The organism is Prescottella sp. D32 (assembly GCF_037287305.1).
Taxonomy (GTDB): Bacteria; Actinomycetota; Actinomycetes; order Mycobacteriales; family Mycobacteriaceae; genus Prescottella; species Prescottella equi.
Map to the genome: position 1 here is coordinate 111,970 of NZ_JARBSW010000004.1, position 16,007 is coordinate 127,976.

13 protein-coding genes are annotated in these 16,007 nt (G+C 70.2%); 12 read left to right on the forward strand and 1 reads right to left on the reverse strand.

Annotated features, from left to right (window positions below; translation table 11 throughout):
- Positions 1-46: 46 nt before the first annotated feature.
- On the reverse strand, positions 47-2,437 hold the full coding sequence (locus PSS76_RS17770; protein WP_337456478.1) for a phosphoketolase family protein: 2,391 nt from the start codon (positions 2,435-2,437) through the stop codon (positions 47-49).
- 267 nt (positions 2,438-2,704) lie between these two features.
- On the opposite strand from PSS76_RS17770, the gene PSS76_RS17775 reads away from it, so the two are divergent.
- The 12 genes from PSS76_RS17775 to whiA all read left to right on the forward strand — a co-directional run bounded on the left by PSS76_RS17775 (position 2,705) and on the right by whiA (position 15,918).
- Complete coding sequence (locus PSS76_RS17775) at positions 2,705-3,721, forward strand: zinc-binding alcohol dehydrogenase family protein (protein ID WP_013415933.1); 1,017 nt, start codon at positions 2,705-2,707, stop codon at positions 3,719-3,721.
- Between the two features lie 73 nt (positions 3,722-3,794).
- Positions 3,795-6,170, forward strand: coding sequence for a glycoside hydrolase family 65 protein (locus tag PSS76_RS17780; protein ID WP_337456479.1), 2,376 nt, complete (start codon positions 3,795-3,797; stop codon positions 6,168-6,170).
- A 10-nt stretch (positions 6,171-6,180) separates the two neighbouring features.
- Positions 6,181-6,864: a ribulose-phosphate 3-epimerase gene (gene rpe / locus PSS76_RS17785; RefSeq protein WP_022595753.1), complete on the forward strand. Its 684-nt coding sequence runs from the start codon at positions 6,181-6,183 to the stop codon at positions 6,862-6,864.
- Positions 6,865-6,895: 31 nt separating this feature from the next.
- The gene (gene ribD / locus PSS76_RS17790) at positions 6,896-7,885 is read left to right on the forward strand and encodes a bifunctional diaminohydroxyphosphoribosylaminopyrimidine deaminase/5-amino-6-(5-phosphoribosylamino)uracil reductase RibD (RefSeq protein WP_064058625.1); all 990 of its coding nucleotides are present in this window, start codon (positions 6,896-6,898) and stop codon (positions 7,883-7,885) included.
- A 27-nt stretch (positions 7,886-7,912) separates the two neighbouring features.
- Positions 7,913-8,524, forward strand: a complete 612-nt coding sequence (locus PSS76_RS17795) for a riboflavin synthase (protein ID WP_013415936.1) — start codon at positions 7,913-7,915, stop codon at positions 8,522-8,524.
- A gap of 107 nt (positions 8,525-8,631) precedes the next feature.
- Complete coding sequence (locus PSS76_RS17800; protein ID WP_013415937.1) at positions 8,632-9,879, forward strand: bifunctional 3,4-dihydroxy-2-butanone-4-phosphate synthase/GTP cyclohydrolase II; 1,248 nt, start codon at positions 8,632-8,634, stop codon at positions 9,877-9,879.
- Positions 9,876-10,373 carry a 6,7-dimethyl-8-ribityllumazine synthase gene (ribH, locus tag PSS76_RS17805; protein WP_005513409.1) on the forward strand — a complete coding sequence of 166 codons (498 nt, stop codon included), beginning with the start codon at positions 9,876-9,878 and terminating at the stop codon, positions 10,371-10,373. The genes PSS76_RS17800 and ribH overlap by 4 nt, the downstream gene beginning before the upstream one ends.
- Positions 10,370-10,828, forward strand: a complete 459-nt coding sequence (locus PSS76_RS17810; RefSeq protein WP_084844173.1) for a PH domain-containing protein — start codon at positions 10,370-10,372, stop codon at positions 10,826-10,828. The genes ribH and PSS76_RS17810 overlap by 4 nt, the downstream gene beginning before the upstream one ends.
- Positions 10,829-10,860: 32 nt before the next feature.
- Positions 10,861-12,990 carry an excinuclease ABC subunit UvrC gene (gene uvrC / locus PSS76_RS17815; RefSeq protein ID WP_037084291.1) on the forward strand — a complete coding sequence of 710 codons (2,130 nt, stop codon included), beginning with the start codon at positions 10,861-10,863 and terminating at the stop codon, positions 12,988-12,990.
- Positions 12,987-13,886, forward strand: coding sequence for an RNase adapter RapZ (gene rapZ / locus PSS76_RS17820; protein ID WP_005513403.1), 900 nt, complete (start codon positions 12,987-12,989; stop codon positions 13,884-13,886). Before uvrC ends, rapZ begins: the two co-directional genes overlap by 4 nt.
- Entirely contained in the window at positions 13,883-14,944 is a 1,062-nt protein-coding gene (locus tag PSS76_RS17825) for a gluconeogenesis factor YvcK family protein (protein WP_022595760.1), read from the forward strand. The genes rapZ and PSS76_RS17825 overlap by 4 nt, the downstream gene beginning before the upstream one ends.
- Positions 14,935-15,918: a DNA-binding protein WhiA gene (whiA, locus tag PSS76_RS17830; RefSeq protein WP_005513400.1), complete on the forward strand. Its 984-nt coding sequence runs from the start codon at positions 14,935-14,937 to the stop codon at positions 15,916-15,918. The genes PSS76_RS17825 and whiA overlap by 10 nt, the downstream gene beginning before the upstream one ends.
- The last annotated feature ends 89 nt before the right edge of the window (positions 15,919-16,007 follow it).

Genomic DNA, 16,007 nt, shown 5'->3' on the forward strand with positions numbered 1-16,007 from the left:
CAAACTTTGCATATTTCCCATTTGTCCGCACGACAACGGAGCCGAGTCACACCGGTTCGGGCCACACCCAGTTCCGGACCTCGGGCATGTCCTCGAGATGCTCGCGCACGTAGTCGTGGTGGCGAGCGAGCATGCGCTCGCAGTAGCCGACCAGATCGGCGGCGCCCTCCGGGCTCCGGCGGCACCGCCGCAGTGCCTCCATCGCCAGGTGGTAGCGACTCATGTGGTTGAGAACGACCATGTCGAACGGCGTCGTCGTCGTGCCCTGCTCGGTGTAGCCGCGGACGTGGAAGCGATCCGGTCGGACCCGACCGTGCAGCAACTGGTGGAAGGCCCGCGCGTAACCGTGCCATGCGACCACGACGTCGACGTCCTCGGTGAACAGGCGAGCGAAGTCCTCGTGGGAGCTCCCGTGTGGGTGGACGTCGGGTGGGGCCATCGACATCAGGTCGACGACGTTGACCACGCGGACCCGGAGATCGGGAACCTGGCCGCGGAGCAGAGCCGCGGCCGCGAGGATCTCCTCGGTCGGCACGTCCCCGACGCATGCGAGCACGATGTCGGGGTCGCCGTCGTCCGCTGCGGGTGCGGAGTTCTCGGTGCCGGCCCAGTCCCACACGGAGGCGCCGGCCCGGACGTGCTCGCGGGCCTGGTCGAGGGTGAGGTACTGCGGATGCGACTGCTTGTCGACCACGACCAGATTCACGCAGTCCCGCGTGGCGAACACGTCCTGCGCCACCACCAGGAGCGAGTTGGCGTCCGGTGGCAGATAGACGCGGGTGACGCCGCCCGACAGCGAGAGCACCGTGTCGATCAGGCCCGGACCCTGGTGCGAGAACCCGTTGTGGTCGTTGCGCCAGCACGTGGAGGTGAGCAGGATGTTCAGGCTCGCGACCGGCGCGCGCCAGTCGAGCGACCGGGCCCGCTCGAGCCACTTGGTGTGCTGGATGGTCATGGAAGCACTCACCATCGCGAAGGCCTCGTACGTCGCGAACAGCCCGTGCCGTCCGGTGAGCAGATAGCCCTCGAGCCAGCCCTGGCACAGGTGCTCCGACAGCACCTCCATCACCCGGCCGTGGAGCCCGACATGGTCGTCACCCGGGACGACGGTGCCCGCGGAACACCGGTCGGTGACCTCGAACACGGCGCCCAGTCGGTTGCTGTTCGTCTCGTCCGGGCAGAACAACCGGAAGTCGTCCGGGTTCGCGACGTAGATGTCGCGCAGCATCTCACCGAGCGGCCGCGTCGTCTCGTGGTGGACGGCGCCGGGGAACGGCACCTCGACGGCGTAGCGGTCGGCGGCCGGGACCTCGAGTTCGCGCAGGAGCCGACCACCGTTCGCGTGCGGATTCGCCCCCATGCGCAGGTCCCCGCTGGGGGCGAGCGCGGCGAGTTCCGGTACCAGCCGTCCCTGCGGATCGAACTGTTCGTCGGGCGCGTACGACCGCATCCACTCCTCGAGTCTCCGCAGATGTTCGGGGTCGTCGCGGACGTCGGCGATGGGCACCTGATGGGCGCGGAACGTGCCCTCGATCTCGAGGCCGTCGACGACGTCGGGCCCGGTCCATCCCTTCGGGGTGCGCAGCACGATCGCGGGCCAGCGCGGCCGATCGGTCAGCCCGGAGTCGCGGGCGTCACGCCGGATCCGGGTGATGGCGGTGTGCGCGCGGTCGAGGGTCTCGGCGAGGTCGCGGTGCACCTCCATCGGGTCGTCGCCCGCGACCAGCACCGCATCCCAGCCGAAGGCCCGCAGCACGGCGAGCACCTCGTCGTCGGTGCGCCGCCCGAGCACGGTCGGACCGGAGATCTTGTAGCCGTTGAGGTGCAGAATCGGGAGGACGGCGCCGTCCCGACTGGCATCGAGGAAGAACGGCACCTTCCACGACGCCGCCAGCGGTCCCGTCTCGGCCTCTCCGTCGCCCACGACGCACGCGACCGTGAGGTCCGGGTTGTCCATCGCCGCTCCGGCCGCATGAGCGAGTGAGTAACCGAGTTCGCCGCCCTCGTTGATCGAACCCGGCGTCTCCACCCCGGAGTGGCTCGGGATGCCACCGGGTGTGGAGAACTGGCGCGCGAGGCGCCGCAGACCGGCCTCGTCCGGCGTGACGTCCGGGAACAACTCGGAGTACGTGCCCTCGAGGTAAGTGTTCGCGACCACGGCGGGACCGCCGTGCCCGGGGCCGGCGACGAACAGCACATCGGCTCCGGTGCGCCGGATCAGCCGGTTGAGGTGGACGTAGACGAGCGACAGACCGGGGCTGGTACCCCAGTGGCCGAGCAGGCGTGGCTTGATGTCCGGCGGAACGAGTGGCCTGCGCAGCAGGACGTTGTCGCGCAGGTAGATCTGGGCGACCGTCAGGTAGTTCGCGGCCATCCAGTACCGGTGGAGCAGGCGGAGTTCGTCGTCGGTGTGGCGGTCGTCCGAGCCCGGTGTCATCGAATGCACCCTCCGTTCGCGGGCGAAGGTGATTCCATCCTGACCGCTCGCCCCGGCCCCCGCAGGGGAACGGGCCTCGGTCCGACCGGTTCCTCCGTTCCCCCCTCGTCGTTCCCCCCCTTGTTGCGGACGCGCGGAACCAGGCATCCTGGTAAGTGGCGACCGCGGCACCGTCCGGCGATGCCGTGTTCCGGTCCCGCCGGCGCCTTCGCGACGAAGTACGGATCTTGTATGCGGACGGACAACTCGCGCACCTCGGCAACCACGATGCCGGCCACCACCATGCGGGCCTGGCGCACGACGAGACCCGGCCCGCTCACCGACCGTCCGCTCGAGCTCGGGCGCGAGTTGCTTCCGCGTCCGACGAGCAGGGACCTGCTGGTGAAGGTGCTGGCGTGTGGTGTCTGCCGCACCGACCTCCACGTGGTCGCGGGAGAGTTGCCGCCGCACCGGCTCAACGTGGTGCCGGGCCACGAGGTGATCGGCGAGGTCGTCGCCGTCGGTGACGACGCGGGTGGCCGCTTCTCGGTGGGGCAGCGGGTGGGCGTGGCGTGGCTGCGGGGCACGTGCGGGCACTGCCGGTACTGCGTGCGCGGCGACGAGAACCTGTGCCCCTATTCGACGTACACCGGCTGGGACGCGGACGGCGGCTACGCCGAGTACACGACGGTGCCGGTCGACTACGCGCTCGAACTGCCCACCGGCTATCCCGTCGTCGAGCTGGCACCCCTGCTCTGCGCGGGCATCATCGGTTATCGCGCGTTGCTGCGGGCGGATCTACCCGAGGGCGGTCGGCTGGGGATCTACGGCTTCGGGGGCAGTGCGCACCTGACCGCGCAGGTCGCGCTCGCCCGGGGAGCGCGCGTGCACGTGATGACGCGGGGCGAGGAGGCCCGTGAACTGGCGTTCAGTCTCGGCGCGGCTTCCGTGCAGGGTGCCGCGGAGCCGCCCCCGGAACCGTTGGACTCGGCGATCCTCTTCGCGCCTGCCGGTGACCTGGTCCCGCCGGCGCTGGAGGCGCTCGACGCGGGTGGGACGCTCGCGCTCGCGGGCATCCACCTCAGCGACATCCCGCCGTTGAACTATCAGCGGGACCTGTTCCGGGAGCGGCAACTGCGGAGCGTGACGGCGAACACGCGGGACGATGCCCGCGACTTCCTGGCCTTTGCGCAACGGCACCGACTGCGGGTCAGCGCGCACCGCTACCCGTTGGATGCCGCGGACAAGGCGCTCGCCGATCTCGCGGGCGGTGTGTTCGGCGGCGCCGCCGTTCTCGTGCCGTGACGACGACGCTGTCCTAGCGTGGACTGAGCGGTCCGATCGCGTGGACCGCGCCCGCGAGTGGGAGGACGTCCGCATGATCACTCATCCCGCTTTCACGGTCGAACCGTGGAGCCTGCGCGCCACGAGCCTCGATCTGGACGTCCTGGCCCAGAGCGAATCGTTGTTCGCGCTCGCCAACGGGCACCTCGGCTGGCGCGGCAACCTCGACGAGGGCGATCCGCACGGGCTGCCCGGCAGCTACCTGTCCGGTGTGTACGAGGTGCGGCCGATGCCATACGCCGAACCGGGATACGGGTACCCCGATTCCGGCGAGACGATCATCAACGTCACCGACGGCAAGATCGTCCGCCTGCTCGTCGACGACGAGCCGTTCGACGTCCGCCGCGGCCGGGTACTGGCGCACGAGCAGGAACTGGATCTGCGGGCCGGGGTACTGCGCCGCAAGGTCGAGTGGCGTTCGCCTGCCGGTCGCACGGTGCGCCTCACCACGACCCGGCTGGTGTCGTTCACCCAACGCACCATCGGGGCGATCGACTACACGGTGGAGGCGCTGGACGGACCGGCGCACGTGGTACTCCAGTCGGAACTCGTGGCGAACGAACCGATGCCGCAACAGGAGGCAGATCCGCGTGCGGCGGCGGTGCTCGCGGAGCCGCTGGTCGCGGAGGAGCACTTCGACCACGAGGCGCTCGTGCAACTGACCCACACGACCGCCGAGAGTGGTCTGCGGATCGCCGTCGCGATGGATCACGAGGTGACCGGGCCGGGCGTGCACGTCGAGGTCGAGAGCTATCCGGATCAGGGGCGGGTGACGATCACGTCGGAGCTGGCGCGGGGCGAACGCGTCCGCATGGTCAAGTACGTCTCGCACGCGTGGTCGGCACGGCGCACCCCGCCCGCGATGCGGGACCAGGTGGCGGGCGAGTTGACGCTCGCGCGTGAGAGTGGCTGGGACGGACTGGTTTCGGAGCAGCGCGCCTATCTCGACAGGTTCTGGGCGCACGCGGACGTCACCGTGGACGGCGATCCGGAGGTCCAGCAGGCGGTGCGTTTCGCGCTGTTCCACATCCTGCAGGCGTCGGCCCGCGCCGAGGGCACAGCGATCGCCTCGAAGGGGCTCACCGGACGCGGCTACGACGGTCACGCCTTCTGGGACACCGAGATGTTCGTGCTGCCGGTCCTGACGTCGGTGCTGCCACAGGCCGTCGCCGATGCGCTGGGCTGGCGGCATTCGACACTTCCGCGGGCGCGGGAGCGGGCCCGCCAACTGGGGTTCGCCGGTGCCGCGTTCCCGTGGCGGACCATCACCGGCAAGGAGTGCAGCGGCTACTGGCCCGCGGGCGCCGCCGCGTTCCACGTCAACGCGGCGATCGCGCGCGCGGCGATCGGATACATCCGCGCGAACGGGAACGGCGAGTTCGAGCGGACCGTCGGCCTGGATCTGCTGGTGGAGACCGCGCGGCTGTGGCGGTCGCTCGGTTACTTCGACGAGCGGGGCACGTTCCGGATCGACGGCGTCACCGGCCCCGACGAGTACAGCGCGCTGGTGCGGAACGACCTGTACACCAACCTGATGGCGCGCGAGAACCTCGATGCCGCGGTGGCCGTCGTGGAGCGACACCGGTATCGGATGCCCGACCTCGGGGTCACCGACGAGGAGGTCGGTGGTTGGCGTACCGCTGCGGCGCGGATGTACGTGCCGTACGACGAGCGGCGCGGCGTGCACCCGCAATCGTCCGGATTCACCGATCGGCAGGTATGGGACTTCGTGGGGACGCCGCCCGAGCACTACCCGCTGCTGTTGCACTACCCGTACTTCGATCTGTACCGCAAGCAGGTCGTGAAGCAGGCGGACGTGGTGCTGGCGATGCAATGGGTTCCGGACGAGTTCACCGAGGAGCAGCGAGCGCGGAACTTCGCGTACTACGAGCGGCTCACGGTGCGGGACTCGTCACTGTCCGCGTGCAGCCAGGCCGTGGTCGCCGCCGACGTCGGTGCCCTCGATCTCGCGTACGACTATCTCGGGGAGACGGCCCTGATCGACCTGTACGACCTCGAACACAACACCAGCGACGGACTGCACCTCGCGTCGCTGGCCGGGATCTGGATCGCGCTCGTCCAGGGGTTCGGCGGTGCACGCCGGCGCCGTACCGGTCTCACGTTCCGGCCGACGCTCCCGCGCGGCATCGAGCGCCTCGCGTTCGGTGTCGCGGCGGCGGGATGTCGGCTGCGCGTCCAGATCGAGCCCACCGAGACGAGGTACCACCTCGTGGTCGGCGACGAGTTGACGGTCCACCACGACGGGGAGCCGGTGACGTTGCACGGCAACGAGGTTCGGGTGATGCCCACGGTCGGGCCGCCGGCCGGTCCGGTGGTGACGCAACCCGCGGGCCGGGCTCCGGTCCGACGTCGGCCCGGCACCGGCGGTCGCCCGTCACCCGCCGACTAAACTCGCCGACGTGGCAACCCCGATGATCGCACCGTCCATTCTCTCCGCCGACTTCGCGCGCCTGGCCGAGGAGGCCGACGCCGTTGCCGGCGCCGACTGGCTGCACGTGGACGTCATGGACGCCCACTTCGTGCCGAACCTGACGCTGGGCCTGCCGGTGGTGCAGAGCCTGCTGAAGGCCACCGACATCCCGCTGGACTGCCACCTGATGATCGACGACCCGGGGCGCTGGGCGCCGCCGTACGCGGAGGCGGGTGCGCACAACGTCACGTTCCACGCCGAGGCCACCGACGACCCGATCTCGGTCGCCCGGGACATCCGCGCCGCGGGCGCGAAGGCCGGCCTGAGCATCAAGCCGAACACGCCGATCGAGCCGTACCTCGAGATCCTGAAGAGCTTCGACACACTGCTGGTGATGAGCGTCGAACCCGGTTTCGGCGGTCAGTCGTTCATCCCGGCCGTGCTCGACAAGGCGCGTGCCGTCCGCAAGCTCGTCGACGCCGGCGAACTGCGCCTGCTCGTGGAGATCGACGGCGGGATCAACGCCGACACCGTCGAGCAGGCGGCCGAGGCGGGCATCGACTGCTTCGTCGCCGGTTCCGCGGTCTACGGCGCGGCCGATCCTGCCGCAGCGGTCCGCGGCCTGCGCGAGCAGGCGGCCAAGGCCTCCCCGCACCTGACGCTGTCGATCTGACGGCCTCGCCGTGACCTCGCTCGACGCCGCGATGCGGCTCGCGATCGACGCTTCCGAGGCCGCGCGCGGCAGCACCAGTCCCAACCCGCCGGTCGGCGCGGTGATCCTCGACGCGTCCGGAGCGGTCGTCGGCGTCGGTGCCACCCGGCCGCCGGGCGGGCCGCACGCGGAGGTCGTCGCGCTCGCCGCGGCGGGGGAACGGGCCCGCGGCGGAACCGCGGTCGTCACGCTCGAGCCGTGCAATCACCAGGGCCGCACCGGTCCCTGCTCGCGTGCGCTGATCGACGCGGGAATCGCGGCGGTGCACTACTCGGTGGCCGACCCCAACCCGGCCGCGGCCGGCGGCGCCGACACCCTGCGTGCTGCGCGCATCGAGGTGACCGGCGGGCTGCTCGCCGACGACGCCGAACGCGGACCTCTGCGGGCGTGGCTGCACCGGCAGCGAACCGGACGACCCCATGTGACGTGGAAGTTCGCCGCCACGCTCGACGGTCGCAGCGCCGCCGCCGACGGCACCAGCCAGTGGATCACCGGACCGGAGGCGCGGGCGCGCGTGCACGCCGACCGGGCGCGGCTCGATGCGATCGTCGTCGGAACCGGCACCGTCCTGGCGGACGACCCGTGGCTCACGGCCCGGCTGCCCGACGGTTCGCTCGCGCCGCACCAACCGCTGCGCGTGGTCGTCGGCAACCGGCCCGTCCCATCCACCGCGAGGGTCCTCGACGATGCGGCGCCCACCCTGGTACTGCGCACGCACGACGTCGGCGAGATCCTCTCTGCGCTCGCCGATCAGGACGATGTCCTGGTCGAGGGGGGCCCGCGTCTCGCGGGCGCCTTCCTCGCGGCCGGCGCGGTCGATCGCGTCCAGGCCTACATCGCGCCGGTGGTACTGGGTGCCGGGTCCCACGCAGTGGAAGACGCTGGAGTGTCCACCATCACCGAGGCGCTACGGTTTCGTCGGGAGAACGTCGAGGTCCTCGGCGACGACCTGTTGCTGAACCTGATCCCTCGGGCTCAGTAGTTATCGATCCAAGGAGTGAGCGAAGACATGTTCACGGGAATCGTCGAGGAACTCGGCGAGATCGTCGCCAAGGAAGACCTGGCCGACGCGGCCCGCTTCACCGTCAAGGGACCGCTGGTCACCTCGGACGCCGGCCACGGTGACTCGATCGCCGTCAACGGTGTGTGCCTGACGGTGGTCGACGTGCTCGACGGCGAGGCGTTCACCGCGGACGTCATGCGGGAGACGCTGGTCCGTTCCAGTCTCGGCTCCTTGGGGATCGGAAGTCGGGTCAACCTCGAGCGCGCCGCCGCGGTCAACAGCCGGCTCGGCGGTCACATCGTGCAGGGCCATGTCGACGGCACCGGTGAGGTCATCAGCCGTAGCCCGTCCGAGAACTGGACCGTGGTGCGGATCTCGCTGCCGTCGAGTATTTCCCGGTACGTCGTGGAGAAGGGCTCGATCACCGTCGACGGCGTCTCGTTGACGGTGTCCGCGCTCGGCGGGGAGCCGGGCGACGAGTACTTCGAGATCTCGCTGATCCCGACGACGCTGGGACTGACCACGCTCGGCGCTGCCGAGCCCGGCACGCCGGTCAATCTGGAAGTCGACGTCATCGCCAAGTACGTCGAACGCCTGCACACGGCCGCGGGCCGCTAGCCGGAATAACGACCTCGTCACGCGAGGTCGTACTGTTGAGGTGCATCTGAAGCGATGCGCCGGGACATACTCGAGCACGCCAGTTCAAGATTTTGGAGCCCAAGCACGTGACCAGGTTCGACAGCATCGAGCGCGCAGTCGCAGACATCGCCGCAGGCAAGGCGGTTGTGGTCGTCGACGACGAGGACCGCGAGAACGAGGGCGACCTCATCTTCGCGGCCGAGAAGGCCACCCCCGAACTCGTGGCGTTCATGGTGCGCTACACGTCGGGCTACCTGTGTGTCCCGCTCGACGGCGAGGACTGCGACCGGCTGGGGCTCCCGCCCATGTACGCGACCAACCAGGACAAGCACGGCACCGCGTACACCGTGACCGTCGATGCGCGCGAGGGCATCGGTACCGGCATCTCGGCATCCGACCGCGCGGCGACGATGCGCCTGCTGGCCGACCCGACGACCGGCGCCAACGACTTCACCCGCCCGGGCCACGTCGTCCCGCTGCGCGCGAAGGAGGGCGGCGTCCTGCGTCGTCCCGGTCACACCGAGGCGGCCGTCGACCTCGCCCGGATGGCGGATCTGCGTCCGGCGGGCGTGATCTGCGAGATCGTCAGCCAGAAGGACGAAGGCCACATGGCCAAGGTCGACGAGCTGCGGGTGTTCGCCGACGACCACGACCTGGCCCTGATCTCGATCGCAGACCTCATCGCGTGGCGTCGCAAGCACGAGAAGCACGTCGTCCGCGTCGCCGAGGCGCGGATCCCCACCCGGCACGGCGACTTCACCGCCGTGGGGTACAAGAGCATCTACGACGAGGTGGAGCACGTCGCGCTCGTGCGCGGCGACATCGCCGAGGGTGACGGTAGCGACGTCCTGGTCCGCGTGCACTCGGAGTGCCTGACCGGCGATGTGTTCGGTTCGCTGCGCTGCGACTGCGGCCCGCAACTCGACGCCGCGCTCGACATGATCGCGCAGGAGGGCCGCGGCGTCGTCCTGTACATGCGGGGCCACGAGGGCCGCGGCATCGGTCTGATGCACAAGTTGCAGGCCTACCAGCTGCAGGACGCGGGTTCCGACACGGTCGACGCCAACCTGCAGCTCGGCCTGCCGGCCGACGCCCGCGACTACGGCATCGGTGCGCAGATACTGGTCGATCTCGGTATCAAGTCGATGCGCCTGCTCACCAACAACCCGGCCAAACGCGTCGGCCTCGACGGTTACGGACTCCAGATCACCGATCGGGTCCCGATGCCGCTGCGCGCGAACGCCGAGAACCTCACGTACCTGCGCACCAAGCGCGACCGCATGGGCCACGACCTGATCGGTCTGGACGAGTTCGAGGCCGGTGACGCGCTGTGAGCGGCGAGGGACGCCCCGATCTCCAGCTGGGGATGGCGAAGAATCTGAAGCTGGCGATCGTCGCCGGACAGTGGCATCCCGAGATCAGTGAGGCGCTCGTCGCGGGCGCCAAGCGGGTCGCCAAGCAGGCGCAGATCGAGGATCCGACACTCGTCCGCGTCGCCGGTGCCATCGAGTTGCCGGTCGTCGTGCAGGAACTGGCGAAGTCGCACGACGCCGTCGTGGCGTTGGGAGTCGTGATCCGTGGCGGCACACCGCATTTCGAGTACGTGTGTGACGCCGTGACGGCCGGGCTGACCCGGGTCGCGCTCGACGAGGGCGTTCCGGTCGGCAACGGGGTACTCACCACTGACACCGAGAAGCAGGCACTGGACCGTTCGGGTCTGCCGGGCTCGGTGGAGGACAAGGGCGGCGAGGCGTGCGCGGCGGCGATCGACACTGCCGTCACCCTGGCGCAGCTGCGACGTAAGCGGACGGGGTCGGCGTCGCGATGAGCACCAACAGTGACTGGGAGTTCGAGGTCCGGTCCAAGAAGTCGGCGCGCTACGCGATGGTCGCGGCCGGAGTGCTCGTGCTGGTGCACGTCACCTTGGCGATCCTGCTGCGCACCTCCGCCACGGGCGTGTACTTCCGTCTGGTGGACCAGTTCGCCATGGCGGGCATCGGTCTGCTGCTGGCGGGTGGCGTGCTTCTGCTCACCCGGCCGCGTCTGCGCGTCGGCCCGCGCGGCATCGCTGTGCGCAACATCCTGGGTGAGCGCATCGTCGACTGGGATCTCGACCAGGGACTGTCCTTCCGGGACGGGGCCTCGTGGGCGCGGATCGAGCTGCCCGACGACGAGTACGTCCCGGTCATGGCGATCCAGGCCAACGACCGCGAGCACGCCGTGCAGGCCGTTCGCCGGTTCCGCGAGCTCGAGGCGAAGTACACGAGCTCGCGCGCCGAGTGAATACCGTCGGTACCGCCGACTAGCCTGGAATCGTGCCCGATCCCTCCACTTATCGACCCGCGCCGGGAAGCATCCCGGTGGCACCGGGTGTCTACAAGTTCCGCGACCCGCACGGCCGGGTGATCTACGTCGGCAAGGCGAAGAGTCTGCGGTCGCGACTCAACTCGTACTTCGCCGACGTCTCGTCGCTGCATCCGCGCACCCGGCAGATGGTCACGACGGCGGGCAGTGTCGAGTGGACGGTAGTCAGTACCGAGGTCGAGGCGCTCCAGCTCGAGTACAACTGGATCAAGGAGTTCGATCCGCGGTTCAACGTCCGTTACCGCGACGACAAGACCTACCCGGTGCTGGCGGTGACCCTGAACGAGGAGTACCCGCGGCTGTTCGTGTACCGCGGTCCGCGGCGCAAGGGGGTGCGCTATTTCGGGCCCTACTCGCACGCGTGGGCGATCCGCGAGACACTCGACCTGCTGCTGCGCGTCTTCCCGGCGCGCACGTGCTCGGCCGGAGTGTTCAAGCGGCACAACCAGATCGGCAGACCGTGCCTGCTCGGTTACATCGACAAGTGCTCGGCTCCGTGCGTCGGCCGCGTGAGTGCGGCCGAGCACCGGGAGATCGTCGAGGACTTCTGCGACTTCCTGTCGGGCCGCACGGACCGTCTCGTGCGGCAGCTCGAGACCCGCATGCAGGAGGCGGCCGAGGACCTCGACTTCGAGACGGCGGCGCGCCTGCGTGACGACGTCGGCGCGCTGAAGAAGGCACTGGAGAAGCAGGCGGTCGTGCTCGGCGACGGCACCGACGCCGACCTGGTGGCGTTCGCCTCCGACGAACTCGAGGTGGCCGTGCAGGTCTTCCACGTCCGCGGTGGACGCGTGCGTGGACAGCGCGGCTGGGTGGTCGAGAAGGCCGGCGACGTCATCGAACGCGACGCGGTCGCGGCCGACGCCGGGGCGGAGTCGGAGCTGGCGCTGCTCGTCGAGCAGTTCCTCACCCAGTTCTACGGAGAGCAGGCCGCGCTGTCCGACAGCGGCGCGGCGGCCGACCAACCCACGAACGCGGTTCCACGGGAGGTGCTCGTGCCCGCGCTCCCGCGGGACGTCGAGGGCTTGCAGCAGTGGCTCGGTGGGCTGCGGGGCAGTTCGGTCAAGCTCCGTGTGCCGCAACGCGGCGACAAGAAGGCGCTCGCGGAGACCGTCGAACGGAACGCGAAGGAGGCGCTGGCGCAGCACAAGTTGCGGCGCGCCGGCGACTTCACGTCGAGATCTGCAGCGCTGCAAGGCATCCAGGAGGCGCTCGATCTCGATTCCGCGCCGCTGCGAATCGAGTGTGTCGACATCAGCCACGTGCAGGGCACCGATGTCGTGGCGTCCCTCGTGGTGTTCGAGGACGGTCTGCCGCGCAAGTCCGACTACCGGCACTACGCGATCCGGGAGGCCGCCGGCGACGGCCGCTCGGACGACGTGGCCAGCATCGCCGAGGTGACCCGGCGGCGCTTCCTGCGGCACAACCGCGACGTCGCGGCCGGCGGCGGTGCCGACGGTGGCGACCAGGCCCCCGAAGCCGCACTGGATCCGCAGACGGGACGGCCACGCCGGTTCGCGTATCCGCCGAACCTGTTCGTCGTCGACGGCGGCTCCCCGCAGGTCAACGCGGCCGCTGAGGTGCTCGACGAACTCGGCGTCACCGACGTCGCGGTGATCGGGCTGGCCAAACGCCTCGAGGAGGTGTGGGTGCCGGGGGAGGAAGATCCGGTGATCCTGCCCCGCACCAGCGAGTCGCTGTACCTGTTGCAGCGAATTCGCGACGAGGCACACCGCTTCGCGATCACGTTCCACCGCAGCAAGCGGTCGCGGCGGATGACGGCGTCGGCGCTCGATTCGGTCCGCGGTCTCGGCGAGACGCGGCGGACCGCGCTCGTCACACACTTCGGTTCGGTGGCCAAGCTGCGCGAGGCGACGGTCGAGGAGATCACGGCGGTACCCGGCATCGGCGTGGCCACCGCGCAGGCCGTGCTCGCGGCGCTCGCCGAACCGCAATCCGATCGGACCGCGGCCGTGGCCGAGGCCGAACCCAGCGCAGATGTGGCTGCGGGAGGCGACGTGGTGGGGGATGATGTGACGGACATCGGCGCATCGGAACGAACAGGACACAGTCGCGAGTGAACGACCAGCAGGAACGCGGTGGGGCAGATGTGGAGGTCGCGCTCGTCACGGGTCTTTCCGGGGCAGGGCTGAGCACCGCGGCGAAGGTGCTCGAGGACCTCGGCTGGTATGTCGTCGACAATCTTCCGCCCGAACTGATCACGCGGATGGTCGAACTCGGCGTCGAATCCGATCCACCGATCCGCCGCCTGGCTGTCGTCGTCGACGTCCGCAGCCGCCCCTTCACAGGTGACCTGGGGCAGGTCGTCGCGGCGCTCGAAGCCATGCCGGTGCAGATCCGGGTGCTCTACCTCGAGGCCAACGATCCCGTGCTGATCCGCCGATTCGAGCACGTGCGTCGCAGCCATCCGTTGCAGAGCGACAGCAAGGAAGGCACGCTGTCCGAGGGAATCGCAGCCGAGCGGGCCAAGCTGGCGCAGGTTCGGGCGTCCGCGGATCTGGTCGTCGACACCTCCGCCCTCGCCGTGCGCGAGTTGCGGGAGAAGATCGAGACCGCGTTCGGTGGCGAGGCCAGCAGCGTGATCCAGGTGACGGTGCAGTCCTTCGGTTTCAAGCACGGGCTGCCGATGGACGCCGATCTGGTGTGCGACGTGCGGTTCCTGCCGAATCCGCACTGGATCCCGGAACTGCGTCCGCACACCGGACTGGAGGAGGCGGTACGGGACTACGTCCTGTCCCGTGACGGTGCCGAGGAGTACCTCGACACCTTCCGGCGGCTCCTCGAACTGACGACGGCGGGATACCGCCGGGAGGGAAAGCGCTACATGACGATCGCGGTCGGTTGCACCGGCGGCAAGCATCGGAGCGTCGCGATGTCCGAGGCGCTCGCGGCGCGCCTCGGCACTGAGGACGGCCTGGCCGTCCGGGTCGTCCACCGCGATGTGGGTCGCGAATGACGGACGCATCGACCACCACCGACTCCCGGGCGCCCCGGATCGTCGCGTTCGGCGGCGGACACGGGTTGTACGCGACCCTGAGTGCGGCGCGTCGGCTCAGCTCCGACGTGACGGCCGTCGTCACCGTCGCCGACGACGGCGGCTCGTCCGGCCGGTTGCGCAACGAGCTCGGCATGATCCCGCCCGGCGATCTGCGGATGGCGCTCGCGGCGCTCGCCGCGCAGACCCCTGATGTCCGGTCGTGGACGGAGACCGTGCAGCACCGCTTCGGAGGGTCCGGCGCACTCGCGGGCCACTCCGTCGGCAACCTCATCCTCGCGGGGTTGACCGAGGTCCTGGGCGACCCGGTCGCCGCGCTCGACACCGTCGCCCGCCTCCTCCAGGTCGAGGGGCGAGTGCTGCCGATGTCGACGCAGGCGCTGCAGATCGAGGCCGACGTCGTGGGTCTGGAGACGGATCCGCGGGTCAGCCGGTGTATCCGGGGTCAGGTGGCGGTGGCGACCACACCGGGCAAGGTGCGCCGTGTGCGTCTGCTGCCGGCCGACCCTCCGGCGTGCCCGGACGCGCTCGCGGCTCTCGGCGCCGCGGATCTCGCGGTTCTCGGACCCGGATCCTGGTTCTCGAGCGTCATTCCGCACGTGCTGGTTCCCGAGCTTCTCGACGGGTTGTTGCGGACGCCGGCCCGGAAGGTGCTCGTTCTCAACCTGGCGCCGGAGCCGGGGGAGACCGCCGGATTCTCCGCCGAGCGTCATCTGCACGTACTGTGCCAACACGCGCCCGAATTCCGTGTCGACCACGTCGTCGTCGATTCGGCGTCGGTCCCGGCGGGTCGCGAGCGTGACCATCTCTGCCGCGCCGCGACACATCTGGGCGCCGAGGTGGTCTACGCGGACGTCGCCGAGGACGGCACCCACAAGCACCACGCGGGCAAACTCGCGGATGTGCTGGCGGGCCTCGTGGACCGGCGGGCGCCGGCCGGGTCGGCAACCGGATACGACGACATCGAACGAGCCACCGAACGGACGGCCGGGGGAAGGGAGAGCGCCTCGTGGCGATGACAGCCGAGGTCAAGGACGAGCTCAGCAGGCTCACGGTCACGCAGGTCAGCTGCCGCAAGGCGGAGGTGTCGGCGCTGCTCCGATTCGCGGGCGGCCTGCACATCGTCGGCGGCCGCGTCGTGGTGGAGGCCGAGGTGGATCTCGGCTCGACCGCCCGGCGGCTGCGCGGCGAGATCCTCGACCTGTACGGATACCAGTCGGACGTGCACGTGCTCAGTGCCGGCGGGCTGCGCAAGAGTTCGCGATACGTGGTCCGCGTCGCCAAGGACGGGGAGGCGCTGGCGCGCCGGACCGGGCTGCTCGACATGCGCGGGCGTCCCGTGCGGGGGCTGCCGGCTCAGGTGGTCGGAGGCAGCGTCGGCGACGCGGAGGCCGCGTGGCGCGGCGCCTTCCTGGCTCATGGTTCGCTCACCGAGCCGGGGCGCTCGTCGGCGCTCGAGATCAGCTGCCCCGGTCCGGAGGCCGCACTGGCGCTGGTCGGCGCCGCCCGGCGCCTGGGTATCGCGGCCAAGGCACGCGAGGTGCGCGGCACCGACCGGGTGGTGGTCCGCGACGGTGAGGCGATCGGCGCCCTGCTCACCCGGATGGGCGCGCAGGACACGCGCCTGACCTGGGAGGAACGTCGGATGCGCCGCGAGGTGCGCGCAACGGCCAACCGCCTCGCGAACTTCGACGACGCCAACCTGCGCCGCTCGGCGCGAGCGGCGGTCGCGGCGGCGGCACGGGTGGAGCGGGCGCTCGAGATCCTCGGGGAGGACGTTCCGGACCATCTGGCGGCGGCGGGCACGCTGCGGGCCAAGCATCGGCAGGCCTCGCTCGAGGAACTCGGCCAACTTGCGGATCCGCCGATGACGAAGGACGCGGTGGCGGGCCGCATCCGTCGGCTGCTGTCGATGGCGGACCGCAAGGCGAAGGATCTCGGGCTCCCGGACACGGAGTCCGCCGTGACGCCGGAGTTGCTCGAGGAGGCATGACGGCGCCCGGAACGGTCTCGTCGAGGTCACGTTCCGTCCACGGTGTCCTACGCCCGATCCGATGTCCTCACAGTTGCGCGCCGAACAGC